This is a genomic window from Kitasatospora sp. NPDC001225 (assembly GCF_053597855.1).
In genome coordinates, this window is the sequence record NZ_JBSFJC010000082.1 from 1 (window position 1) to 20,930 (window position 20,930).

Sequence of the window (20,930 nt, forward strand, 5' to 3'; positions counted from 1 at the left end):
GGCCGGGCGTCGCGGAGCGGCTCGGGGTCGGCCCCGAGGCGTGCCTGGCACGCAACCCGGCGCTGGTGTACGGGCGGATCAGGACCGGCCCGCGGGGCGACCGCCGTACGCGGGAACGCCGAAGACCGGCCCGGCGCCCAGGGCGCCCGGACCGGTCCGGCGGGACTGCTTGTTACGAGCGGCGGGAGGCCTGCGACGGCCCGGTGCCCGGCTCGGTGTCGCCGTCGTCGTCGAGGTCGGCGTAGCGGGCGGCGTACTCCGCGTACGGGTCGTCGTCCTCCTCCTCCTCGATCGGCTCCGGCTCGATCGAAGCGGTGGACGGCGATACGCCCAGCTCGTTGGACAGACGGTTAGCGTCGAACCCGCCGCTGTTGTACTTCAGCTCGCGGGCGACCTTCGTCTGCTTGGCCTTGGCCCGGCCGCGCCCCATGGGTCGACCCCCTCAACGATGGGGCTCACGGCCCCGAGTCTGACACGTGTTCATGATCAGGACCGGCCTGCCCGAATGGGAGGACCGTCCCTTGGAGCATTAACGGTACCTGTTTCCGCCGCTGGACGGTACGTCGTCAGTGTGACGTGGCGCGCACCGACCGCACCCGCGACCAGGTCTTCCCAGGTCAAGGGAGGTTTTGCGGCGTTTTGCGCGCTGTCCAGAGGTGTCTTGGGTCCGTCGTTCCAGGACTGATTATCCCCCCTAGGGGGGCTTCGGATCACCCGTTCGGCCGGAGAAGTGAGAATCCGGTTCCACATCGTGATGCGCGGGGGGCCACTGGGACGGCCCCCCGCGCGCCACGGGGTCGGCTGGTGACCCGTCAGCCGCGGCGGGCGCCGGGCAGCAGCACCGTGCGCAGGGCGCTGATCTCGCGCATCCGCTTCTCGGCCAGGCGGTCGGCCGCGACCGCCGGCGGGACGCCGTCGGCCGTCGCCCGGGTGAAGATCTCCAGGGTGGTGTCGAAGATCTTCGTGGCCTTGTTCTTGGCCCGCTCGAAGTTGAAGCCGTCGATCTCGTCGGCGACCTGGATGACGCCGCCGGAGTTCACCAGGTAGTCCGGGGCGTAGAGGATGCCGCGGTCGGCGAGGTCCTTCTCGACGCCCGGGTGGGACAGCTGGTTGTTGGCCGCGCCGCAGACGATCGAGGTGCCGAAGCCGCCCAGCGCCGCGACGACGTCGTCGGTCAGCGCGCCGCCGAGGGCGCAGGGGGCGTAGACGTCCAGCTTCGCCTGGAGCAGGGCGGCGGTGTCGGCGACCACCTCGACCTCGGGGTGGGCCGCGCGCACGCGGTTGACGGCGGCCTCGAAGGGGTCGGTGACGACGACCGTGGCGCCGTCCGCGACGAGGTGGCCGACCAGGTAGTGGCCGACCTTGCCGACGCCCGCGACGCCGACCCGCTTGCCGCGCAGGGTCGGCTGGCCCCAGCGGGCCTGGGCGGTGGCGCGCATGCCCTGGAAGACGCCGAAGGCGGTCAGGATGGACGAGTCGCCGGCGCCGCCGTGCTCGGGCGAGCGGCCGGTCACGAACTCGGTCTCGCGGGCGATGACGTCCATGTCCTGGACGTAGGTGCCCACGTCGCAGGCGGTGATGTAGCGGCCGCGCAGGGACTCGACGAAGCGGCCGTAGGCCCGGAGCATCGCCTCGTTCTTGTCCTTGTTCGGGTCGCCGATGATGACGGCCTTGCCGCCGCCAAGGTCCAGCCCGGCCAGCGCGTTCTTGTAGGACATCCCGCGGGACAGGTTCAGCGCGTCCTCCAGCGCCGCCTCCTCGGAGGCGTACGGGAAGAAGCGGGTGCCGCCGAGGGCCGGGCCCAGGGCGGTCGAGTGGATGGCGATGATCGCCTTCAGACCCGAGCTGCGGTCGTGGCAGAGGACGACCTGCTCGTGACCGTCGCCGGGGGCGCCGTCCTGCTCGGTACGGAAGATCCTGCTGAGCACGCCGGGTGCGGGGTGCGTGGCGGGGGTCTGTACGTCGGTCACTGTGGTGACTCCAGTATTGAAGGCCCGCTGCTGTGGTGCGGGCGCCTAGGGCGAAGCGTAGTCGGGGGCGCGCCGCCGGTCCGGCGTCTTGCCCGAGCCGGGGCCGGACGTCCGAGGGGTGAGACGGACGGCGGTGCGGAGTGCGGGCGCGAACGGTGCGGGGGCGCGCTCTCCCGGGGCCGCGCGGCGCGTGCGACCATGCAGGACGTGACCGTCGTACGTACCTCCGTACAGCCGCCCTACGCGGCCCACCTGCGGGTCTACGAGCCGCTGGCCGCCTACCCGGAGCCCGACCGGGCACGCTGGCAGGCCTGGGCGGCGGAGCACGGGCCGGATGCCGCGGAGCCGGCCCAGCCAGTGGCGGCGGCGGTGCTGGAGGAGCAGCGGGAGGCGCTCGCCGGGCTGGCCGCCCGCACGCCCCGGGCACTGCCCGAGCGGGAGAGCGGGCGGGCGTACCTGCGGCTGGTGGACGGCGTCCTGTACGTCTGCCCGTGGGCGACCAGGCTGCGCAGCTGGCAGGCGCTGGAGGAGCTGCGGGCCGGGGCGCCGGTGGCGCTGCTGGACACCGCGCTGCCGCCGGTGGCCCGGGCGGCCGCCGAGGCGGACCGGGAGCGCTGGCGGGCCGAGCACCCGGACGCCCGGCCGTGGATCCTGACCAGCCGGTGGGAGGTGCCGGTGCACTGGTTCCTGCCGTTCGGGGACGAGGACCGCTGCTTCGTGCCGGGCGGGGAGGGGCCGGGCGGGGAGGGGTCGGTGGACGGCCCGGGCGGGGGAGGGGAGCGGGGCGGCCGGCCGGCGGCGCTGTTCTACCTGGTGCCGATGGCGCAGGCGCGCCGACGGGTGGCGCGGGCCTTCCGGGCGCTGCGCGAGGCGGCGCCGGACGGGGACCTGGTGCGGGGCGCGGAGCGGGTCGGGCGCTGGCTGGAGGAGTTCCACCCGCGCTCGCTGGTGGAGCTGGACTACGGGGGCCTGGTGCATCTGCTGGGCCCGGAGCGGCTCCTGGCGGACCGTTCGGCGGGGGAGCTGGAGGAGGGGCTGCGGGCGCTGCGGGCCGGGGACACCGCGGAGGCGCTGCGGGTCCACGGGGAGCTGACGGTGCGGTGGCGCCGGGTGCTGGCGCTGCGGCACGCGAACTGACGTCCGACCGCGCGTGTATGACTGTAAGAGTCCTAAGGGCTGCACATCGGATGACCAAGGTCCCGGTTCGGGTCAATAGCTGCCGAACGTGACACTACTCACCGTTGACGCGAACTTACCCCTATGTGCAAAAATGGGACAACCAGCCCAACTTCACGTGAGCGTGCCCACTTTTGGGTGGTTCTGGAGTCGATGCGTGCTTTGCGGGGAAACGGAGGGTCTGGTCCCCTCGTAACCGGATGTCATCACTATGTGACTGTCCGCTATGGGGTGGTCCATCGCCATCCGTCGGCCTTGAACCCGTGAGGGGTCAATTTTGGCGGTTTGGTCGATAGGGCTGGACGGATGGTGTAGTTGTAGACACCAGGACAAGCCGTTCGTCCTATAACCGACTCGGCCCGTCTATGCCATTTCGGGCATCGCGGGCCAAGGTGCAGAATTTGAAGGATAGAACCGCCCTGGTTCGGTTCTCCCGAGGAGGCCGCTCATGACCGCTCGTACCCCTGATGCTGAGCCGCTGCTGACGCCGGCAGAGGTTGCCACCATGTTCCGCGTGGACCCGAAGACGGTCACCCGCTGGGCCAAGGCAGGCAAGCTGACGTCGATTCGCACGCTCGGTGGTCACCGCCGTTACCGTGAGGCGGAGGTGCGCGCTCTGCTGGCTGGGATTCCCGCCCAGCGTACTGAGGCCTGATAGGCCGAAGGCTCTTTTAAAGGGGCCGCTTACCGGACTCCGCCGGGTCCGGTAAGCGGCCCCTTTGTCGTGCCCGCCCGAGGGTGTTCGGGCGTCGGCCGAGTGGTCGGAATGTTGAACTCCGGATAACGATTTGATGCGCGTGGGGTGGGGGGGATTTACAGTGAATAGCTGTACAATTTTACATATTAAATTAACAGGGTTCCGGAGAGGGCTCCACGAGGCCGGCTCCGGAGGGGACCGGGTGACGACCGTCACACGGTCTGTCACTTGTGGTCTAGACCTACTCGGGGTAAAGGGCCGAACGACCAAAAGCGAGAGGCCCGGAACCTGACGGTTCCGGGCCTCTCGCGTTGCGGCGATCCCGACGGGACTTGAACCCGCGACCTCCACCTTGACAGGGTGGCGAGCTAACCAACTGCTCCACGGGACCAGGGTTTCCTGATCTCGTTCACTCGCTTGCCGCGCTGCGAACAAGACAGACTGTAGCCCATGGTGGGCCCCCAGGTCGAACTGGCTCCTGAACGCCCACCCGCACCCGTCCGCAGCTCACAGCACCGGCGGGGGCGGTCACCCGCCCCCGCCCGGGTCAGAGCGTCGCCCGCGCCGCGTCCATCGCCTTCATGATCCGCTTCTCCGAGACCGGGCTCGGCGTGCCCAGCGACTGGGCGAAGAAGCTGACCCGCAGCTCCTCGATCATCCAGCGGATCGCCCGCACCTCCGCGGACGGCTGGTGCCCGGCCGGCACCGCCGCCAGCAGCTCCCCGTACGCCTGCTGGACCTGCTGCACCTTCAGCAGCTGCTGGGCGTCCCGCTGCGGGTGGTTGGGCAGCGCCTCCAGGCGGCGGTCCACCGCCAGCAGGTAGCGCTTGAGGTCCGGCAGCCGCTGCCAGCCGGTGGCCGTCACGAAGCCCGGGTGCACCAGCGAGGCCAGGTGCAGCCGGACGTCGTTCACCGCGTTCAGCAGCACCGGGCTGCTCACCGACTTCAGCCGGGTCGAGGCCTTGTGGAAGGCGATCAGCGCGGTGGCCGTCTTCAGGGTGGTGTCCGCGGACAGGTCGTACAGGTCCGCGCGCACCTTGTCGTGCAGCTTCCCGAAGGCCGCCTCGTCCCAGGCCGGGCCGCCGTTCAGGGCCATCAGCCGGTCCGTCGCGGCCGACACCACGTCCTCGAACAGGGCGGTGATCGAACCGTGCGGGCTGTGCGAGAGCGCCAGCTTCGCCTGGTTGCCCAGCCGGCCCTGGATCGACTTGGCCGGGGAGTTGGTGGTCAGCGTCAGCAGCCGCCGCGTCCCCTCCCACATCGACCGGGCCTGCGCCTCCGGGGTGTCGAACAGCTTGACGCCGACCGACGGCCCCTCGTCCACCAGCGCCGGGTAGGCGCGCATCGAGTGGCCGCGCGAGCGCTGCTCGAAGGTGCGCTGGAGCACCGGCAGCGAGGCCGGCCAGGCGGTCAGCCCGCTCTGCTCGATGCCCTGGCCGGAGGCGGCCGAGGAGAGCGTCTCCTTGAGCTTGGGCTTGAGCTTCAGCCGCAGCTCCTCCAGGTCCTTGGACTCGGCGAGCTTGCGGCGCCCGTCCACCACCCGGAAGGTCACCTTGAGGTGGTCGGGGACCCGTTCGTCGTCCCAGGCCTCCGGGGGCACGGTGACCGCCGTCAGGCGCTTCAGGGCGTGCTCCAGGGCCGGGAGGAGCGGTTCCTGGCGGTCCTTCACCGCGCGCAGCGCCGCCTTGGCGAAGTCCGGCGCCGGGACGAAGTTGCGGCGGACCGCCTTCGGCAGCGACTTGATGTACGCGGTGACCAGCTCCTCCCGCAGACCGGGGATCTGCCAGTCGAAGCCCTCCGCGGTGACCTGGTTGAGCACCGGCAGCGGGATGTGCACCGTCACGCCGTCCGCGTCGCTGCCCGGCTCGAACTGGTAGGTCAGCTTGAAGCGGAGCTTGCCCTGCTGCCAGTGGTCCGGGTAGTCGGCCTCGGTGACGCCGCCCGCGGCGTCGTTGATCAGCATCGACTTCTCGAAGTTCAGCAGGTCCGGCTGCTCGTGCCGGGCCTTCTTCCACCAGGAGTCGAAGTGCCGGGTGGAGACGACCTCCTCGGGCAGCCGGGCGTCGTAGAACTCGAACAGGGTCTGGTCGTCGACCATGATGTCCCGGCGGCGGGCCCGGTTCTCCAGCTCCTCGACCTCGCCGAGCAGCTTGCGGTTCTCCGCGAAGAACCGGTGGTGGGTCTCCCAGTCGCCCTCGACCAGCGCGTTGCGGATGAACAGCTCGCGGCAGAGCTCCGGGTCGATCCGCCCGTAGTTGACCTTGCGCTGGGCGACGACCGGCATCCCGTAGAGGGTCACCTTCTCGTACGCCATGACGGCGCCGGCCTTCTTCTCCCAGTGCGGCTCGCTGTAGCTCCGCTTGATCAGGTGGCCGGCCAGCGGCTCGACCCACTCCGGCTCGATCTTCGCGTTGATCCGCGCCCAGAGCCGGGAGGTCTCCACCAGCTCGGCCGACATCACCCAGCGCGGCGGCTTCTTGAACAGGCCGGAGCCCGGGAAGACCGCGAAGCGGGCGCCGCGCGCGCCGCCGTACTCGCGCTTCTCCACGTCGAACAGGCCGATGTGGGAGAGCAGGCCGGCCAGCAGCGACTGGTGGATCCGGTCGGCGTCCGGCTCGGCGTCCTCGTGCGGCTCCTCGATCGTGACGCCCAACTGCTTGGCGACGGTGCGCAGCTGGACGTAGATGTCCTGCCACTCCCGTATCCGCAGGTAGTTGAGGAACTCCGACTTGCACATCCGGCGGAACGCCGAGGAGGAGAGCTCCCGCTGCTGCTCCCGGACGTAGCGCCACATCGCCAGGTAGGAGAGGAAGTCGGAGGTCTCCGAGTTGAACCGCTTGTGCCGCTCGTCGGCGGCCTGGCGCTTCTCGGCCGGGCGCTCGCGCGGGTCCTGGATGGAGAGCGCGGCGGCGATCACCATGACGTCGCGGACGCAGCCGTTGCGGTCCGCCTCCAGCACCATGCGGGCCATCCGCGGGTCCACCGGGAGCTGGGCGAGCTTGCGGCCGAGCGCGGTCAGGCGCTTGCGCGGGTCCTTCTCGTCCGGGTCCAGCGCGCCCAGCTCGTGCAGCAGGTGGACGCCGTCCTTGATGTTGCGCGAGTCCGGCGGGTCCAGGAACGGGAAGGCGGCGATGTCGCCGAGGCCGGCCGCGGTCATCTGGAGGATCACCGAGGCCAGGTTGGTGCGCAGGATCTCGGCGTCGGTGAACTCGGGGCGGGAGAGGAAGTCCTCCTCCGAGTAGAGCCGGATGCAGATGCCGTCCGAGGTGCGGCCGCAGCGGCCCTTGCGCTGGTTGGCGCTGGCCTGGCTGATCGCCTCGATCGGCAGCCGCTGCACCTTGGTGCGGTGGCTGTAGCGGGAGATCCGGGCGGTGCCCGGGTCGATCACGTACTTGATGCCGGGGACGGTCAGCGAGGTCTCGGCGACGTTGGTGGCCAGCACGATCCGGCGGCTGCGCGAGCGCTGGAAGACCCTGTGCTGCTCGACCGAGCTGAGCCGGGCGTACAGCGGCAGGACCTCGGTGTTCTTCAGCTTCAGCTTGTCGAGGGCGTCCGCGGTGTCGCGGATCTCGCGCTCGCCGGAGAGGAAGACCAGGATGTCGCCCGGGCCCTCGGCCTGGAGCTCCTCGGCGGCCTCGCAGATCGCCTGGACCTGGTCCCGGTCCCGGTCCCGGTCGCGGTCGACCTCGTCCGCCTCGTCGTCACCGTCCTCGGCGAGCGGCCGGTAGCGGACCTCCACCGGGTAGGTGCGCCCGGAGACCTCGACGATCGGGGCGTCGCCGAAGTGGCGGGCGAAGCGCTCCGGGTCGATGGTCGCGGAGGTGATCACGACCTTGAGGTCCGGGCGGCGGGGGAGCAGCTGCTTGACGTAGCCGAGGATGAAGTCGATGTTGAGGCTGCGCTCGTGCGCCTCGTCGATGATCAGGGTGTCGTACTGGTGCAGGTCGCGGTCGGTCTGGATCTCCGCGAGCAGGATGCCGTCCGTCATCAGCTTGACCAGGGTGTCCTGGCCGACCTGGTCGGTGAACCGGACCTTCCAGCCGACCGCCTCGCCGAGCGGGCTGTCCAGCTCCTCCGCGACCCGCTCCGCCACCGTGCGGGCGGCGATCCGGCGCGGCTGGGTGTGGCCGACCAGGCCGCGCACGCCGCGGCCCAGCTCCAGGCAGATCTTCGGGATCTGGGTGGTCTTGCCGGAGCCGGTCTCGCCCGCGACGATCACCACCTGGTGGTCCCGGATCGCCGCCAGGATCTCGTCCTTCTTCTGGCTGACCGGGAGCTCGGCGGGATAGCCGATCTCCGGCACGGCCTTCCGGCGGCGCTCGACGACCAGTTCGGCGCGGTCGATGTCGGCGGCGATCTCGGCGGCGACCTTCTGCCGGGCCTCGGGCTTGCGGACCCGACGGGCCCCCTCCAGCCGGCGCCCGATCCGCACCTGGTCGCGCAGGGTCAGCTCGGGCAGACGGGCGGCCAGCTCGCCGATTCCGGGGCCGCCCTCGGCGGGTACGGTGGCGGACTGGACTGCGGGAGAACTCACTGCGGGCATCCCTCTAGGTTCGCAAGGAGGCACGGCGGAGCGCACCTCGGTTTTCGAGCCCCTCCAGTGTCACAGCCGTGAGCGGCGAATCGCGAACGCCGGGCAACGGTCCACGGCCGTCCCGGGCTCTGGGGGGTGAGGAGGTGCTCATGGGAGCCCACAAGACCGCCCGGGACGAGGAGTTCCGGACGTTCGTCGGCAGCGCCTGGTCACGGCTGCTCAGGACGGCGTACCTGCTCGCGGGGGACCGGCACGGCGCCGAGGACCTGGTCCAGCAGGCGCTGGAACGGGCGTACGCGGCCTGGAACAGGGTGCGCGCCGCGGACGATCCGTACGCCTACGTGCGCCGGATCGTGATCAACGAGCACGCCCGGCGGTTCCGGCGGCGGCTGGTCGAGTACCCGGTCACCGAGTTCCCGGACCGGCCCGCGCCGGCCGGCACCGACCCGGACGACCGGGCCGTGCTGCTCGCCGCGCTCGGCGCCCTGCCGCCGCGGCAGCGCCAGGCCGTGGTGCTGCGCTACTGGGAGGACCTCAGCGAGACCCAGACCGCGGAGGCCATGGGCTGCTCGGTCGGGACGGTGAAGAGCCAGGCGGCCCGAGGGCTGGCCAAACTCCGCGGGGCCTCCTCACTCATCGGACTGACGAGCATCGGAGGGGCAAGATGAGCAACCAGTACCTGCCCGGGGACGAGGCGGGCGGCGACGAGCCGGCCACCGTACGGGCCCTGGGCGAACTGGCCGGCAGCGTCGAGACCGGGACGGTCCCGTACGACCGGCTGGTCGCCGGCGGCCGGCGGCGGCTGCGGCGCCGACGGCTGCTGACCGCCGGGGTGGCGGCGGCGCTGGTCGCCGGGATCGCCGGGGGGACGGCGGTGCTCGGCGAGCGCGGCCGGCAGGCCGTCTCGACCGTGGTCGCGGCCTCGGCCACCGACGTGGCCGTCCCCGGCTCAGCGGGCGGCACGGCCACCCCGAAGGCGCCCGGCGCCCGGGACCCGTTCAACCCCACCCGGGTCAAGGTCGGCGAGGGCACCGCGAACGGCCACGCCTGGGAGGCCTGGGTGGCGCTGTGGCCGACCTCCCCCACGAAGGAGGGCGCCCTCAAGCAGGCGCAGCTGATCCGGGCGGAGCGGTACGCCGTCAACCCGGACGTGAAGCCGGTCAGGCAGAGCGACGTCGACAGCAACTGGGACGCGGGCATCGACGAGGTGAACTACTACTACACGGTGGACGGCAAGCGGCAGGCCGACGACTCCGTGCACGCGGTCTCCTCCCCGGGCGGGTACCCGGCCGCGGTCGGCGGCGCGTCGCTCGGCCTCAAGCACGCGACGGGCATCCCGCCGGTGGTGATCGAAGGGGTCCGGGCCGAGGTCGCGAAGGTCGCGGTCGACTGGAAGACCGGCGGCACCACCGAGGCGGTGCCGGTCGCCGTCGGGGACTCCCCGTTCCGCTACTACGGCGTGGTGGCGAAGCCGGGCACCGACGCCGCGAAGATCACCCAGTACGCGGCGGACGGCTCGGTGGTGAGCAGCACCGACAGCTGGCTCCGGACCTCCTGACCACCTGACCGGGCCGGATGGCGGGCTCGACGGAACCGAGCCCGCCGTCCGCGACCCTACTCAGGCGCCAGGAACACGGTCAACGCCGCCCGGCCCCACCGCCCGGCTCACCGTGCCGCCGCCCGGCGGACGGTGAGCCGGGCGGCCGAGACGACCGCGAACAGCAGGCCGCCCGCCAGGAAGAACGGCTCGTAGCCGAAGGTCGCGAACCGGGCCATCGCGTCCAGCCCGGCCCCCGACCGGCCGCCGGTGGCCAGTGCGATCCAGTCCGGCACCGACGGCGCGGCGTGCAGCACCAGCAGCGCGGTGGTGCCCCACAGCGCGAAGCCCAGCAGCCGGGCCGGCACCCGGGCACCCCACCGCCGCACCGGCGCCAGCGCCACCGCCGCGGCCACCGCGCACAGCGGGATCGCGATCACGTCGATCACCAGCAGCGGCGTGCTGCTCCACACCGACAGCCCGTCCGGCAGCCCCAGCCGCCCGTCCGCCAGCCAGTACACGTGCACCAGCGCGAAGGCCACCGCCCACCCCGCCGCCGCGTACCCGGCGCCCCGCGCCACCCGGTTCCACCCCGTGTCCCGTGTCGTCTCCATGCCGTCCACGGTCCCGCGCCGCCCCACCCCGCCGGATCGTCCCGCGGGCGGTACCCCCTCCCCCTCCAGGGGGAAACGGTCGCCCACCCGGAAGTGCCAGCAATATGCAGCTGGTGCAGCTAAAATGCAGGCATGACAGCCATCACCATTCGCGAAGTCCCGGACCCGATCCTGGACACCCTCAAGCTGAAGGCCGCGCAGGCCGGAAAGAGCCTCCAGGCCTACCTGCTCGACCTCGTCACCCGCGAGGCGGCCACCCCGTCGCTCGCCGAGATGATGACCAGGCTCGACCGGGAGGCCCGAACCGAGATCAGCACCGCCGACATCCTCTCGGCGATCGACGAGGGCCGGGAGCGCCGGTGACCTCCACCGTCGTCGTGGACTGCTCGGCCCTGGTCCGGGCACTCGCCGACCACGGCCCGGCCGGCCACGCCGTCCGCGCCCGGCTCCGCGACCTGGATGTGCTCGCCGCCCCGGGCCTGCTCGACTACGAGCTCGTCTCGGCCCTGTTCGGCATGGTCCGGGGCGGGAAGCTCACGGCGAAGGAGGCGGAGAAGGCGATCGCCGACTACCAGGCGCTCGCCGTCACCAAGCACGAGACGCTGGTCCTCTGGCAGCGGGTCCGGGAGCTCCACCACAACATCAGCGCCTACGACGCCCAGTACGTGGCACTCGCCGAGACCCTCGCCGTCCCCCTGGTCACCAGCGACGCCCGCATCCGACGCAGCGGCGCGGCCAGGTGCGCGATCGAGGTCTTCGCCTAGTCGGCCGGTGGGGCGGGAGAACGGCGAAGCCCCCGTAGCGAATTCGCTACGGGGGCTTCCGGGTTGTGGCCAGGGCCGGGGTCGAACCGGCGACCTTCCGCTTTTCAGGCGGACGCTCGTACCAACTGAGCTACCTGGCCGTACTGCACCGTCTCTTGCGAGACGAGCGATCCCGACGGGACTTGAACCCGCGACCTCCACCTTGACAGGGTGGCGAGCTAACCAACTGCTCCACGGGACCTAGAAGTGGCGAACCACTCAGGGTCTTGCGGTCTTGCGCACTGCACTTTACTACGGTACTGCGTGCCCCCAACGGGATTCGAACCCGTGCTACCGCCTTGAAAGGGCGGCGTCCTGGGCCACTAGACGATGAGGGCTTGTGGCCTGTCCCGCTGTTCCCAGCGTTCGGGGACGTCGAGAAGCATATGGGATGCGGGGCGGATCGCCAAAACGGGTTTCGGCCGGGTGGGGGGCGGGGCCCGTGGGCGGGGGTCAGGACCAGCCCAGCTCGTCCAGTTCGTGGTCGTCGAAGCCGAAGTGGTGGGCGACCTCGTGGATGACGGTGGTGCGGACCTCCTCGACCACCTGCTCGTGGGTGTCGCAGTGGCGCAGAGTGGGGCCGCGGTAGATCAGGATGCGGTCGGGCAGGACGCCCGCGTACCACTCGCCGCGCTCGGTGAGCGGGGTCCCCTCGTAGAGGCCGAGCAGCTCGGGGTCGCTCGGGTCGGGCTCGTCCTCGACGAAGATCGCGACGTTGTCCATCATGGCCGCGAGCTGCGGGGGGATCTGGTCGAGGGCGTCGCCGACCAGCGATTCGAACTCTTCCCGGGTCATCTCCACCGGATCATTGTCCGGTGCCGGATGACGGTGTGCCAGGTGGCGGGGGCCGGTGTTTGATGGGGCTGTGACGACTTCGGAGGGCGCCGTGGACGACGCCGCGGACGGCGCCGCGCCCGGGGGCACCGCGGCGGACGGACCGGCCCGGGTGCTGCCGTCGGGCGCGGCGCCGGCCCCCGGCGGACGGCTCGGCCGGGCCCGGCCGCCGGTGCTGCGCGGGCAGGGGCGGGCGGTGGCGGTCGTCGCGCTGGGCGGGGCGATCGGGGCGGTCGCCCGGTACGCGGCCGGGCTCGGCTGGCGGACCGGGCCGTCGGCCTTCCCGTGGACGACGCTGCTGGTCAACGTGGTCGGCTGCGCGGTGATCGGGGTGTTCCTGGTGGTGATCACCGAGGGGCGCCAGGCGCATCCGCTGGTGCGGCCGTTCTTCGGCACCGGGGTGCTGGGCGGGTTCACCACCTTCTCGACGTACGCGGTGGACGTCCGCCGCCTGCTGGAGGGCGGCCGGCCGGGGCCCGCCGTGGCGTACCTCGGGCTGACGCTGGCGGGCGCGCTGTTCGCGGTGTGGGCGGCGGCCGGGCTGACCCGGCGTCTGGTGCACCGGGCCGTCCGCCGCGGGGCCGAACGGGGCGCGACGGCGCCCGGCGGGGGCGTGCGGTGAGCCGGCTGAGCGGGCCGGCGCTCCGGTTGACCGTGCTGGTCGGGGAGAACGACCGGTGGCAGCACCGCCCGCTGTACAGCGAGATCGTGCACCGGGCCCGGGCGGCCGGGCTGGCCGGGGCGAGCGTGTTCCGGGGGATCGAGGGGTTCGGGGCCTCGTCGCTGGTGCACACCACGCGGCTGCTGTCGTTGAGCGAGGACCTGCCGGTGGCGGTGGTGATCGTGGACGAGGAGGAGCGGGTGCGGGCGTTCCTGCCGCAGCTGGACGGGATGGTGGCGGAGGGGCTGGTGCTGCTGGACCGCTGCGAGGTCGTGACCTACGCGGGCCGGGGGCCGGCGGCGGAGCCGGGCCGGGACGCGGGCCGGGATCCGGGCCGGGGGGAGACGGCGGAGTGAACTGGCTGCTGGTGGTGGCGGGCGCGGTGGTCGGCGCGCCGCTGCGGTACCTGACCGACCGGGCGGTGCAGTCCCGGCACGACTCGGTGTTCCCGTGGGGGACGTTCACGGTGAACGTGGTCGGCTGCCTGGTCCTCGGGCTGGTGACCGGCGCGGTGGCGGCGGGCGCGGCCTCCTCGCAGGTCCAGCTGCTGCTGGGGACGGGGCTCTGCGGGGCGCTGACCACCTACTCGACCTTCTCGTACGAGACCCTGCGGCTGGCCGAGACCGGCGCCGGACGGTACGCGCTGGCCAACGCGGCCGGCAGCGTGGCGGCCGGGCTGGCCGCGGTCTACGCGGGCGCGGAGCTGGCCTCGGCCCTCTGGGGCTGAGCGGGGCGCCGGAAGCCCCCGGGAGGGGCCGGTGCGCCCTCCCGACCCGGGCGAGCTTGGGCGCTGCCCGTGTCCCGCCGGGCCGGGCGCGCGTTGGGCACCAAAAGCGGCCGCGCGCGAGTGGGCGGCCCGGGTGGGGCGGTAGAGAGGGACCTCAGTGGCTTCGGTACGGGCGGCACGGACGGTGCGGGCGGTACGGGCGGTGCGGGTGCGGCTGGCCGCGGCGCGTACGGCTCCGGGGCGGGCGGCGGCGCTCCCGCGCTCGCGCGCGGTGCGGGCGGCGGCGCTGCTGACGGTGACCGGGCTCGGGCTGACCGGGTGCATGTCCGTCGGCCCGGCGGCGGAGGAGAAGCACGGCGTGGCGCCGGTCGGGCAGGCCGGTCCGGCGGCCCGGCCGGGGGCGACGGGCGGGCCCTCGGCCTCGCCGGGGGCCGGGCACCCGGGCGGGGCCTCGGGCCATCCGGAGCGGCCGGGGGGCCTCCAGGGCGAGGGCGGGGCGAACGGGGCCACCGTGACGGCGCCCGGCGAGGCGGCCCAGGGGGCGAACGGCGCGGTGGCCGGGGTGGTCCCGGTGCCGGGGTCGGGCGCTCCCGACGGCGGTCCGGGCGGCGGTTCGGCGGGCGGTGCGAACACAAGTCCCGTGCCGCACCCGGGCGGTGGCCCGGGCGGGTCGGGCGGTACGGCGGGCTCCGGCGGTACCGGCGGGGCGGGCGGCACCGGGGAGGGCCGCTCCGGCGGCGGCTCGGCCGGGACGCCCTCGTCCACCCCGAGCAGCCACCCGTCCGGCACTCCGGCGCCCGAGCACAGCTCGCCCGCCGCGACCGTCCCGCCGGCCCCGGACCCGTCCTCCGGCAGCTCCGGTTCCTCGGCCCCGAGCCCGCGGGTGGTCGCGCATTAGGTGATTGAGCAGGGGGTTTGCCTCTGATCCCCAGGTTCGTCTATGGTGGTAGATCGTTCGTTTGATCCATTTGACTGGCGCCCTATTCCCATCTGGCGCCCTTGGCGCGTTCCGGCGATCCGTGGCTGACCGCATAGAGGCGGTTGTGAAACAGAACCCCGGACTTTGGCGCGTGCCACTTCCGGAAGGTTTTGCATGTCTCTCGTTGACGACGCCCGCTTCGCCATGCCCGCGAACGAGGCCGCCGCCGATGTCACCGACACCAACGACATCAACGACATCACCGACACCGCCGCGGACGAGGTGATCGCCGAGGCCGCGGAGACCGTGGAGGCCACCGAGGAGGCGGCCGCCGAGCCCACCATCACCTTCGGCGACCTGGGCCTGCACGACGACGTCGTGCGTGCCCTCGCCAAGCGCGGTGTCACCACCCCGTTCCCGATCCAGGCCGCGACCATCCCGGACGCCCTGGCCGGCAAGGACGTGCTGGGCCGTGGCCGTACCGGCTCCGGCAAGACCCTCAGCTTCGGCCTGCCGCTGCTGACCCGCCTGGCCGACGGCGAGCGCACCAAGCCCAAGCACCCGCGCGGCCTGATCCTCGTCCCGACCCGTGAGCTGGCCATGCAGGTCGCCGACGCCCTGGAGCCGTTCGGCTCGGTGCTCGGCCTCAAGCTCAAGGTCGTCTGCGGCGGCACCTCGATGTCGAACCAGATCTACGCGCTGGAGCGCGGCGTCGACATCCTCGTCGCCACCCCCGGCCGTCTGCGCGACCTGCTGAACCGCGGCAGCGCCAAGCTCGCCGACGTCCGGACCGTCGTGCTCGACGAGGCCGACCAGATGGCCGACATGGGCTTCCTGCCCGAGGTCACCGAGATCCTCGACCAGGTGCCGGCCGGCGGCCAGCGCCTGCTGTTCTCCGCCACCCTGGAGAACGAGATCGACACCCTGGTCAAGCGCTACCTGAAGAACCCGGTCACCCACGAGGTCGACCCGTCGGCCGGCGCGGTCACCACCATGACCCACCACATCCTCGTGGTGAAGCCCAAGGACAAGGCGCCGATCACCAACGCGATCGCCGCCCGCAAGGGCCGCACGATCATCTTCGTCCGCACCCAGATGGGCGCCGACCGTGTCGCCGAGCAGCTGATCGAGGCCGGCGTGAAGGCCGACGCGCTGCACGGCGGTATGACCCAGGGCGCCCGTACCCGCGTCCTCGGCGACTTCAAGGACGGCTACGTCAACGTCGTCGTCGCCACCGACGTCGCCGCCCGCGGCATCCACGTCGACGGCATCGACCTGGTCCTGAACGTGGACCCGGCCGGCGACCACAAGGACTACCTGCACCGCTCGGGCCGCACCGCGCGCGCCGGCCGCTCCGGCGCCGTCGTCACCCTGGTGCTGCCGCACCAGCGCCGCGGCGTCTTCCGCCTGATGGAGGACGCGGGCGTCGACGCCTCGCGCCACATCCTCGACCACGCCTTCGACGCCGAGGTCGCCAAGATCACCGGCGCCCGTTCGCTGACCGAGGTCCAGGCCGAGAGCGCGGCCGGCATCGCCGGTGCCGCCGAGCGCGAGCTCGCCGACATGACCCGCCAGCTGGAGCGCGCGCAGCGCCGCGCCACCGAGCTGCGCGAGGAGGCCGACCGCCTGGCCGCCCGTGCGGCGCGCGAGCGGGCCGAGCTGGGCATCGAGGACGAGGAGCCGGCCGCCGAGGCCGAGTCCGGTGAGTCGGCCGAGGCCGCTCCGGCCGCCGAGGCCCCCGCCGCGGCGCAGGCCGAGGACCGTGCCCCGTCGTACCGCGAGGCGCGCGGCGAGCGTCCGGCCTACGGCCGTGACCGTGACCGTGACGACCGCGGCGGCCGTTCGGGTGGCTTCGGCGGTGGCCGTGACCGCGATGACCGCGGTGGCCGTTCGGGTGGCTTCGGTGGCGGTCGTGACCGCGATGACCGTGGTGGCCGTTCGGGTGGCTTCGGTGGCGGCGACCGCGAGCGCGGTGGCTTCAACCGTGACCGTGGTGGCTTCGGCGGTGGCCGTGACCGTGACGACCGTGGTGGCCGTTCGGGTGGCTTCGGTGGCGGCGACCGCGAGCGCGGTGGCTTCAACCGTGACCGTGGCGGCTTCGGTGGCGGTCGTGACCGTGACGACCGTGGTGGCCGTTCGGGTGGCTTCGGTGGCGGCGACCGCGAGCGCGGTGGCTTCAACCGTGACCGTGACGACCGCGGCGGCCGTTCGGGTGGCTTCGGCGGCGGCGACCGTCCGGCCCGCTCCTTCGGCGACCGTCCGTCCTTCGGTCGGGACCGTGACGAGCGCGGCGGCAGCAGCCGTCCGTTCTCGCGCCGCGACGACCACCGCTCCGGTGGCCGTCCGCAGTCCGACCGCGGTGGCTTCAACCGTGACCGTGGCGGCTTCGGCGGTGGCCGTGACCGCGACGACCGCGGCGGCCGTTCGGGTGGCTTCGGTGGCGGCGACGACCGCAAGCCGCGCTGGAAGAACTGACGCCGCACCGGCGGTGACCGACCGCCGGCCGGGCTGAACGTGCGGCCGGGCCGACCACACGGCCGGGCCGACCGCGTGAAACGCACGAAGGGCCCGCTCCTCCCCGGAGCGGGCCCTTCGCGTTTCCCCCACGCGGACACCCCGCCATCCCCCCCGGGGTGTTGTTCTGGAAGTGAGAATAACCTGTGGCGCACGGGCGCGGTAGTCCCGTAGCGTCGCGGCCATGAGCAGCAGACTGCACGACGTGGCACGGGTGAACGAGGAGATCGCCGAGCGCGGGAGCTACCGGACGGCCGGGGGCGAACTCGTGCGGGTGGGGGAGGAGTTGGCGGCGGCGAAGGCCGGCACGGTGTCGTACGCGCCGGAGCGGCTGGACGCGCTGCTGGCGGAGGGCGGCCGCGGGCCGGGGCCGGCGGCCGGGCGGATCGAGGTCACGGCCGAGGGGAGCGTCCAGGCCGCCCGCCGGCTGGTCGACGCCGGGGCGGGGCCGGTCGGGGTGCTGAACTTCGCCTCCGCGCGCAACCCCGGCGGCGGCTACCTGCGCGGCGCCCGCGCCCAGGAGGAGGACCTGTGCCGCAGCGCGCTGCTGTACAGCTGCCTGCTGGAGGCACCGGACTACTACGAGGCGCACCGGGCCTCCACCGACCTCCGGTACAGCCACCGGGTGATCGTCTCGCCGGCGGTGCCGGTGATCCGGGACGGGCGCGGCGAGCTGCTGGCGCGGCCGTACCCGGTCTCCTTCCTGACCTCGCCCGCGCCCAACGCCGGTCAGCTGGAACGGCGTTCACCCGGTACGGACGTCCGCGGCGTGCTCGCCGAGCGGGCCGTGCGGGTGCTCGCCGCGGCCGCCCGGCACGAGCTGCGCACGCTGGTGCTCGGCGCCTGGGGCTGCGGGGTGTTCGGCAACGACCCGGCGCAGGTCGCCGAGGCCTTCGAGGGGGCGCTGGCCCGGTACGGGGCGGCCTTCGACCGGGTGGTGTTCGCGGTCTGGGACCGCGCGCCGGTCTCGGCGAACCGGGCCGCCTTCGAGGCCCGGTTCGGTGCGGAGCGCGCGGTCCGGTGAGGGCCGGCTAGCGCTTGCGGGCGGAGAGCGCCGTCGCGGCCGTGGAGGCCGCCGCGACCACGCCGGTCACCGCGAACACGGACGGCCAGGCGCCGATCTTCTTCGCCAGCGGGTGCGAGCCGCCGAAGGCCGCCACGTACAGGCCGGTCAGCGCCGCCGCGGTGCCCGTGCCCGAGCTCCGGCGCCACTGCGCGGCCGCCCCGGCGCCGGCCACCGCCAGCACCGCGCCGCCCAGTTCGCGCCGGCCGCTCCAGCGGGCGACGCCGTAACCGCCGACCAGACCGCTCGCCGCGGTCAGCGCGGCGGGCGCGGCGGCCGCGATCACGTTCGGGACCTTCGCCATCGTCGACTCCACTCGTAGGGGGCTGTGTCGGCTTCCGACCCTAACCCGGTGAACGGGCGGGGCCGTCGGGGCCTCCCGGAACGCCTGGACCCGGAGCGCCCGGTCTACCGGAACGCCTCGGCGGGCGTCTGCCCCGGCACCGTGGCGGCCAGCCGGCGGGCGGCCTCCGCCGGGTCGAGCACCCGCTCCAGCCGCAGGTCGCCCGGAACCTCCTGGATGAACCGCCCGGCCGACCAGCTGCGCTCGTACGGCAGCGGCTCCAGCACCAGGGTGCGCACGCCGTCCACCACCGGGATATCGCCCGGCGTCCCCTCGTTCCAGATCCAGGAGCCGTCCGGCGCGACCAGGTTGAAGGCACCGGTGGCGATCACCCGGCGGCCGTCCAGGAACGCCGTCCGGGCCAGCGCCACCACCTCCCGCTCCTGCGGGGTGCCGGGCAGGTGGCCGCCGCCGATCAGCACGTCCGCGAGCAGGGTGTGCAGCTGGAAGGTGTCGCTCAGGCCGCTCATCCGCAGCAGGTATCCGGTGCCGGTGGGGCGGTCGAGCACCAGCAGCGGCTCGTCGTCCAGCATCAGCGCCAGGTGGACCAGGCCCTTGAAGTCGTGCTGCTCGCCCTGGTAGCGGTCGAACAGCTCCAGGAGCACCTCGGTCACGCCCGAGGCGCGGGCCTCGGCCCGGACCGCCGCGTGCGCGTACACCGCCCAGGCCGCCTGCTGCCACAGGTGCAGCGTCCACCAGGCGACCACGGCCAGGTGCGCGTGCCACTCGTCCAGGTGCGCCGGGTCGGCGATCCGCTCGTGCGCCTCGGCCGGATCGTCCTCCTCCGCGCTGGGCAGCGGGCCGCCGCCGGTGGAGACCCAGCGCCGGACCAGCAGCTGCGCGCCGGTCAGCGCCCCGCGCAGACCGGCCAGCACCGGGCCGGAGCAGGCGACCGGGTCGGCGCCGTGCTCCACGCAGGCGCCCACCACCATGGCCAGGTGCGCGCGGGGGAAGGGCGGGGCGTCCGGCAGCAGCGCGGCCAGCCGGGGGCCGGCCGCCACCCGCTCCGCCGGGTCGGCCGCGCCGAACAGCCCGCCGACCAGGCCGAGGGCGGGCCCGAACCGCTCGTCGTCCCCGGCCGCGACCACGGCCTCTAGGGCGGCCACGGCTTCGGAGAAGGTGGGCTGTTGACGGTGCGACGGTATCTGCTCGGTGGACATTCGCCGCAGCATAGGGGCGGGGCCGGTCCGGCGGAAACTCCTCCGCGCCCCCGGCTCGGAGCCCTCGGCCGGTGGCCCGCACGGTGGCCCGTACGGCGGTGCGGGACGGCCTGTCGGTGCCCGGTGGCAGACTGCGGTCGTGACAGACTCCGCGATCACCGACGGCAGCTACCTCGTCCGCAACGTCGGCAGCGGCCTGCTGCTGCGGGTCGCCGACGGCTCCCGGCGCAGCGGCGCCCGGATCGTCCTCGGCGCGGACGACGGCAGCGACGCCCGGCTCTGGCGGCTCACCGCCGTCCACCCGGGCGGCGCGCTGTTCCACATCGAGAACGTCGGCAGCGGGAAGCGCCTGGACGTCGCCGGCGCCTCGACGGAGGACGGCGTCCGGATCCAGCAGTGGTCGGCCAACGCCTTCGGCGCCCAGGAGTGGCTGCTGGAGGCCCACGTCGACGCCCCGGGCACCTACACGGTGACCAGCTTCATCAGCGGCAAGCCGCTGACGGCGGGCGACACCCCGGAGGCCGACGTCCACCAGCGGGAGGACGCCGACACCCCGGCGCAGTGGTGGCGCTTCGAGCGCCGGGAGGGCTGACGGCCGGTCAGTCCGAGAGCTTGGCGCGGACGGCGTCGAGTTCGGCGTCCGTCGTGCCGTGGTGGCGCAGGTAGTCGGGGACGGTGCCGTGGTGGTCGTGGATCCAGGCCAGCGAGGAGGCGAGGTGCCCGGCGTCGACCGGGCGGGAGATCCGCTCGGTGCCGGTCTCGTCGACGTACGGGGTGGGGCCCTTGTCGAGGCCGAGGCCGACGTTGGAGCGCAGGAAGTCGGTGGTGATCTCGGCCTCGGAGGCGCCCAGCAGGGACTGGAGGACGGCGATGGTGAGGCCGGTGCGGTCCTTGCCGACGGCGCAGTGGACGACGGCGGCCAGTGAGTCCGGCGCGGCGAGGCGGCGGACCACGGCGGCCAGCGAGGGGCCGGCCGTCTCGGCCATGAAGGGGTAGAGGGCCGCCTGGTCCTCGGGCCAGGGCCGGTCGACGTCCTTGCGGTCGGCGGGCAGGGTCGGCAGGTTGAGGGACTCGTGGTCGAGGCCGTGCCGCTGGTCCGGCCAGGTCTGCAGCTCGAACGCGCTGCGCAGGTCGAACACCGTCCGCAGGCCGAGCGCCTTGAGCCGCCGGGCGCCCTCCTCGGTGAGGGTGTGGAAGGACCCGGAGCGGTACAGCACGCCCCGGCGGAGGGCGCCGATCCCGCCCGCGTCACGGAAGTTGCGCACACCGGGGATGTCGATGAAGGCGTCGGTCATGGCCACCACCGTACGGGCGGGGGCGGACGGGCGGAAGGAAACCGGAGGGGGCCGCTCGGTGGCGGGACGACGCTGGCCGAAAC

General features: G+C 73.3%; 21 protein-coding genes and 4 tRNA genes. 13 read left to right on the forward strand and 12 right to left on the reverse strand.

Going from position 1 to position 20,930, the window contains the following annotated elements:
• Window positions 1-172: 172 nt before the first annotated feature.
• Complete coding sequence (locus tag ACWDCZ_RS25390; protein WP_049654080.1) at window positions 173-430, reverse strand: DUF3073 domain-containing protein; 258 nt, start codon at window positions 428-430, stop codon at window positions 173-175.
• A gap of 382 nt (window positions 431-812) precedes the next feature.
• Window positions 813-1,970 carry a Glu/Leu/Phe/Val dehydrogenase dimerization domain-containing protein gene (locus tag ACWDCZ_RS25395; protein ID WP_074002053.1) on the reverse strand — a complete coding sequence of 386 codons (1,158 nt, stop codon included), beginning with the start codon at window positions 1,968-1,970 and terminating at the stop codon, window positions 813-815.
• A gap of 198 nt (window positions 1,971-2,168) precedes the next feature.
• On the opposite strand from ACWDCZ_RS25395, the gene ACWDCZ_RS25400 reads away from it, so the two are divergent.
• Entirely contained in the window at window positions 2,169-3,107 is a 939-nt protein-coding gene (locus ACWDCZ_RS25400; RefSeq protein ID WP_449817042.1) for a hypothetical protein, read from the forward strand.
• Window positions 3,108-3,594: 487 nt separating this feature from the next.
• Entirely contained in the window at window positions 3,595-3,801 is a 207-nt protein-coding gene (bldC, locus tag ACWDCZ_RS25405) for a developmental transcriptional regulator BldC (RefSeq protein WP_014137253.1), read from the forward strand.
• Between the two features lie 359 nt (window positions 3,802-4,160).
• On the opposite strand, the gene ACWDCZ_RS25410 is transcribed toward bldC, so the two are convergent.
• Window positions 4,161-4,234 (reverse strand) — tRNA-Asp (locus ACWDCZ_RS25410).
• Window positions 4,235-4,390: 156 nt separating this feature from the next.
• A complete protein-coding gene (gene hrpA / locus ACWDCZ_RS25415; protein WP_449817043.1) occupies window positions 4,391-8,377 on the reverse strand; it encodes an ATP-dependent RNA helicase HrpA in 3,987 nt (1,328 codons plus the stop codon).
• 149 nt (window positions 8,378-8,526) lie between these two features.
• Here hrpA and ACWDCZ_RS25420 point away from each other — a divergent pair, with 149 nt between their 5' ends.
• Window positions 8,527-9,045, forward strand: coding sequence for a SigE family RNA polymerase sigma factor (locus ACWDCZ_RS25420; protein WP_117488941.1), 519 nt, complete (start codon window positions 8,527-8,529; stop codon window positions 9,043-9,045).
• Window positions 9,042-9,935, forward strand: a complete 894-nt coding sequence (locus ACWDCZ_RS25425) for a hypothetical protein (RefSeq protein WP_074002056.1) — start codon at window positions 9,042-9,044, stop codon at window positions 9,933-9,935. The genes ACWDCZ_RS25420 and ACWDCZ_RS25425 overlap by 4 nt, the downstream gene beginning before the upstream one ends.
• A 107-nt stretch (window positions 9,936-10,042) precedes the next feature.
• Here the strand turns inward: ACWDCZ_RS25425 and ACWDCZ_RS25430 are convergent, their stop codons facing one another.
• Window positions 10,043-10,528 (reverse strand): DUF3995 domain-containing protein, encoded by a 486-nt coding sequence (locus tag ACWDCZ_RS25430; RefSeq protein ID WP_049656954.1) that lies wholly within the window; start codon window positions 10,526-10,528, stop codon window positions 10,043-10,045.
• 132 nt (window positions 10,529-10,660) lie between these two features.
• Here ACWDCZ_RS25430 and ACWDCZ_RS25435 point away from each other — a divergent pair, with 132 nt between their 5' ends.
• Together ACWDCZ_RS25435 and ACWDCZ_RS25440 are read left to right on the forward strand one after the other, a co-directional pair.
• Complete coding sequence (locus ACWDCZ_RS25435) at window positions 10,661-10,891, forward strand: FitA-like ribbon-helix-helix domain-containing protein (RefSeq protein ID WP_117488944.1); 231 nt, start codon at window positions 10,661-10,663, stop codon at window positions 10,889-10,891.
• Entirely contained in the window at window positions 10,888-11,292 is a 405-nt protein-coding gene (locus ACWDCZ_RS25440) for a type II toxin-antitoxin system VapC family toxin (protein ID WP_380781764.1), read from the forward strand. The genes ACWDCZ_RS25435 and ACWDCZ_RS25440 overlap by 4 nt, the downstream gene beginning before the upstream one ends.
• A gap of 66 nt (window positions 11,293-11,358) precedes the next feature.
• On the opposite strand, the gene ACWDCZ_RS25445 is transcribed toward ACWDCZ_RS25440, so the two are convergent.
• From ACWDCZ_RS25445 to ACWDCZ_RS25460, 4 genes are all read right to left on the reverse strand, one after another.
• Window positions 11,359-11,432 (reverse strand) — tRNA-Phe (locus ACWDCZ_RS25445).
• A 27-nt stretch (window positions 11,433-11,459) separates the two neighbouring features.
• A tRNA-Asp gene (locus ACWDCZ_RS25450) sits at window positions 11,460-11,533 on the reverse strand.
• A 63-nt stretch (window positions 11,534-11,596) separates the two neighbouring features.
• Window positions 11,597-11,669 (reverse strand) — tRNA-Glu (locus tag ACWDCZ_RS25455).
• 115 nt (window positions 11,670-11,784) lie between these two features.
• Complete coding sequence (locus ACWDCZ_RS25460) at window positions 11,785-12,126, reverse strand: metallopeptidase family protein (protein WP_049656966.1); 342 nt, start codon at window positions 12,124-12,126, stop codon at window positions 11,785-11,787.
• Window positions 12,127-12,280: 154 nt separating this feature from the next.
• Here ACWDCZ_RS25460 and crcB (ACWDCZ_RS25465) point away from each other — a divergent pair, with 154 nt between their 5' ends.
• The 6 genes from crcB (ACWDCZ_RS25465) to ACWDCZ_RS25490 all read left to right on the forward strand — a co-directional run bounded on the left by crcB (ACWDCZ_RS25465) (window position 12,281) and on the right by ACWDCZ_RS25490 (window position 18,010).
• The gene (gene crcB / locus ACWDCZ_RS25465) at window positions 12,281-12,787 is read left to right on the forward strand and encodes a fluoride efflux transporter CrcB (RefSeq protein ID WP_416875497.1); all 507 of its coding nucleotides are present in this window, start codon (window positions 12,281-12,283) and stop codon (window positions 12,785-12,787) included.
• Entirely contained in the window at window positions 12,784-13,182 is a 399-nt protein-coding gene (locus ACWDCZ_RS25470) for a DUF190 domain-containing protein (RefSeq protein WP_074002060.1), read from the forward strand. Before crcB (ACWDCZ_RS25465) ends, ACWDCZ_RS25470 begins: the two co-directional genes overlap by 4 nt.
• Window positions 13,179-13,553 (forward strand): fluoride efflux transporter CrcB, encoded by a 375-nt coding sequence (crcB, locus tag ACWDCZ_RS25475; RefSeq protein ID WP_074002061.1) that lies wholly within the window; start codon window positions 13,179-13,181, stop codon window positions 13,551-13,553. The genes ACWDCZ_RS25470 and crcB (ACWDCZ_RS25475) overlap by 4 nt, the downstream gene beginning before the upstream one ends.
• 157 nt (window positions 13,554-13,710) lie before the next feature.
• Window positions 13,711-14,451 (forward strand): hypothetical protein, encoded by a 741-nt coding sequence (locus tag ACWDCZ_RS25480; protein ID WP_143204525.1) that lies wholly within the window; start codon window positions 13,711-13,713, stop codon window positions 14,449-14,451.
• A 195-nt stretch (window positions 14,452-14,646) separates the two neighbouring features.
• Window positions 14,647-16,947: a DEAD/DEAH box helicase gene (locus ACWDCZ_RS25485; RefSeq protein WP_449817044.1), complete on the forward strand. Its 2,301-nt coding sequence runs from the start codon at window positions 14,647-14,649 to the stop codon at window positions 16,945-16,947.
• 223 nt (window positions 16,948-17,170) lie between these two features.
• Complete coding sequence (locus ACWDCZ_RS25490) at window positions 17,171-18,010, forward strand: TIGR02452 family protein (RefSeq protein ID WP_049660839.1); 840 nt, start codon at window positions 17,171-17,173, stop codon at window positions 18,008-18,010.
• Window positions 18,011-18,017: 7 nt separating this feature from the next.
• On the opposite strand, the gene ACWDCZ_RS25495 is transcribed toward ACWDCZ_RS25490, so the two are convergent.
• Both ACWDCZ_RS25495 and ACWDCZ_RS25500 read right to left on the reverse strand, forming a co-directional pair.
• Window positions 18,018-18,353: a hypothetical protein gene (locus tag ACWDCZ_RS25495; protein WP_074002063.1), complete on the reverse strand. Its 336-nt coding sequence runs from the start codon at window positions 18,351-18,353 to the stop codon at window positions 18,018-18,020.
• 104 nt (window positions 18,354-18,457) lie between these two features.
• Window positions 18,458-19,552 carry a hypothetical protein gene (locus ACWDCZ_RS25500; RefSeq protein WP_449817045.1) on the reverse strand — a complete coding sequence of 365 codons (1,095 nt, stop codon included), beginning with the start codon at window positions 19,550-19,552 and terminating at the stop codon, window positions 18,458-18,460.
• Between ACWDCZ_RS25500 and ACWDCZ_RS25505 the strand changes: the two genes are divergently transcribed.
• Window positions 19,545-20,144, forward strand: coding sequence for an RICIN domain-containing protein (locus tag ACWDCZ_RS25505; RefSeq protein ID WP_449817046.1), 600 nt, complete (start codon window positions 19,545-19,547; stop codon window positions 20,142-20,144). The two genes, ACWDCZ_RS25500 and ACWDCZ_RS25505, sit on opposite strands and share 8 nt — an antisense overlap.
• Window positions 20,145-20,151: 7 nt before the next feature.
• Here the strand turns inward: ACWDCZ_RS25505 and ACWDCZ_RS25510 are convergent, their stop codons facing one another.
• Window positions 20,152-20,847 carry a tyrosine-protein phosphatase gene (locus tag ACWDCZ_RS25510; protein WP_049651763.1) on the reverse strand — a complete coding sequence of 232 codons (696 nt, stop codon included), beginning with the start codon at window positions 20,845-20,847 and terminating at the stop codon, window positions 20,152-20,154.
• Window positions 20,848-20,930: the final 83 nt, after the last annotated feature.

Excerpts from the sequence above, each read along its gene's own strand:
- ACWDCZ_RS25495 (WP_074002063.1), bottom strand. The coding sequence starts at position 18,353 with ATGGCGAAGGTCCCGAACGTGATCGCGGCCGCCGCGCCCGCCGCGCTG.
- ACWDCZ_RS25420 (WP_117488941.1), top strand. The coding sequence starts at position 8,527 with ATGGGAGCCCACAAGACCGCCCGGGACGAGGAGTTCCGGACGTTCGTC.
- ACWDCZ_RS25430 (WP_049656954.1), bottom strand. The coding sequence starts at position 10,528 with ATGGAGACGACACGGGACACGGGGTGGAACCGGGTGGCGCGGGGCGCC.
- ACWDCZ_RS25400 (WP_449817042.1), top strand. The coding sequence starts at position 2,169 with ATGCAGGACGTGACCGTCGTACGTACCTCCGTACAGCCGCCCTACGCG.
- ACWDCZ_RS25435 (WP_117488944.1), top strand. The coding sequence starts at position 10,661 with ATGACAGCCATCACCATTCGCGAAGTCCCGGACCCGATCCTGGACACC.
- ACWDCZ_RS25500 (WP_449817045.1), bottom strand. The coding sequence starts at position 19,552 with ATGTCCACCGAGCAGATACCGTCGCACCGTCAACAGCCCACCTTCTCC.
- bldC (WP_014137253.1), top strand. The coding sequence starts at position 3,595 with ATGACCGCTCGTACCCCTGATGCTGAGCCGCTGCTGACGCCGGCAGAG.
- ACWDCZ_RS25490 (WP_049660839.1), top strand. The coding sequence starts at position 17,171 with ATGAGCAGCAGACTGCACGACGTGGCACGGGTGAACGAGGAGATCGCC.
- ACWDCZ_RS25510 (WP_049651763.1), bottom strand. The coding sequence starts at position 20,847 with ATGACCGACGCCTTCATCGACATCCCCGGTGTGCGCAACTTCCGTGAC.
- ACWDCZ_RS25460 (WP_049656966.1), bottom strand. The coding sequence starts at position 12,126 with ATGACCCGGGAAGAGTTCGAATCGCTGGTCGGCGACGCCCTCGACCAG.
- ACWDCZ_RS25425 (WP_074002056.1), top strand. The coding sequence starts at position 9,042 with ATGAGCAACCAGTACCTGCCCGGGGACGAGGCGGGCGGCGACGAGCCG.
- ACWDCZ_RS25390 (WP_049654080.1), bottom strand. The coding sequence starts at position 430 with ATGGGGCGCGGCCGGGCCAAGGCCAAGCAGACGAAGGTCGCCCGCGAG.
- ACWDCZ_RS25485 (WP_449817044.1), top strand. The coding sequence starts at position 14,647 with ATGTCTCTCGTTGACGACGCCCGCTTCGCCATGCCCGCGAACGAGGCC.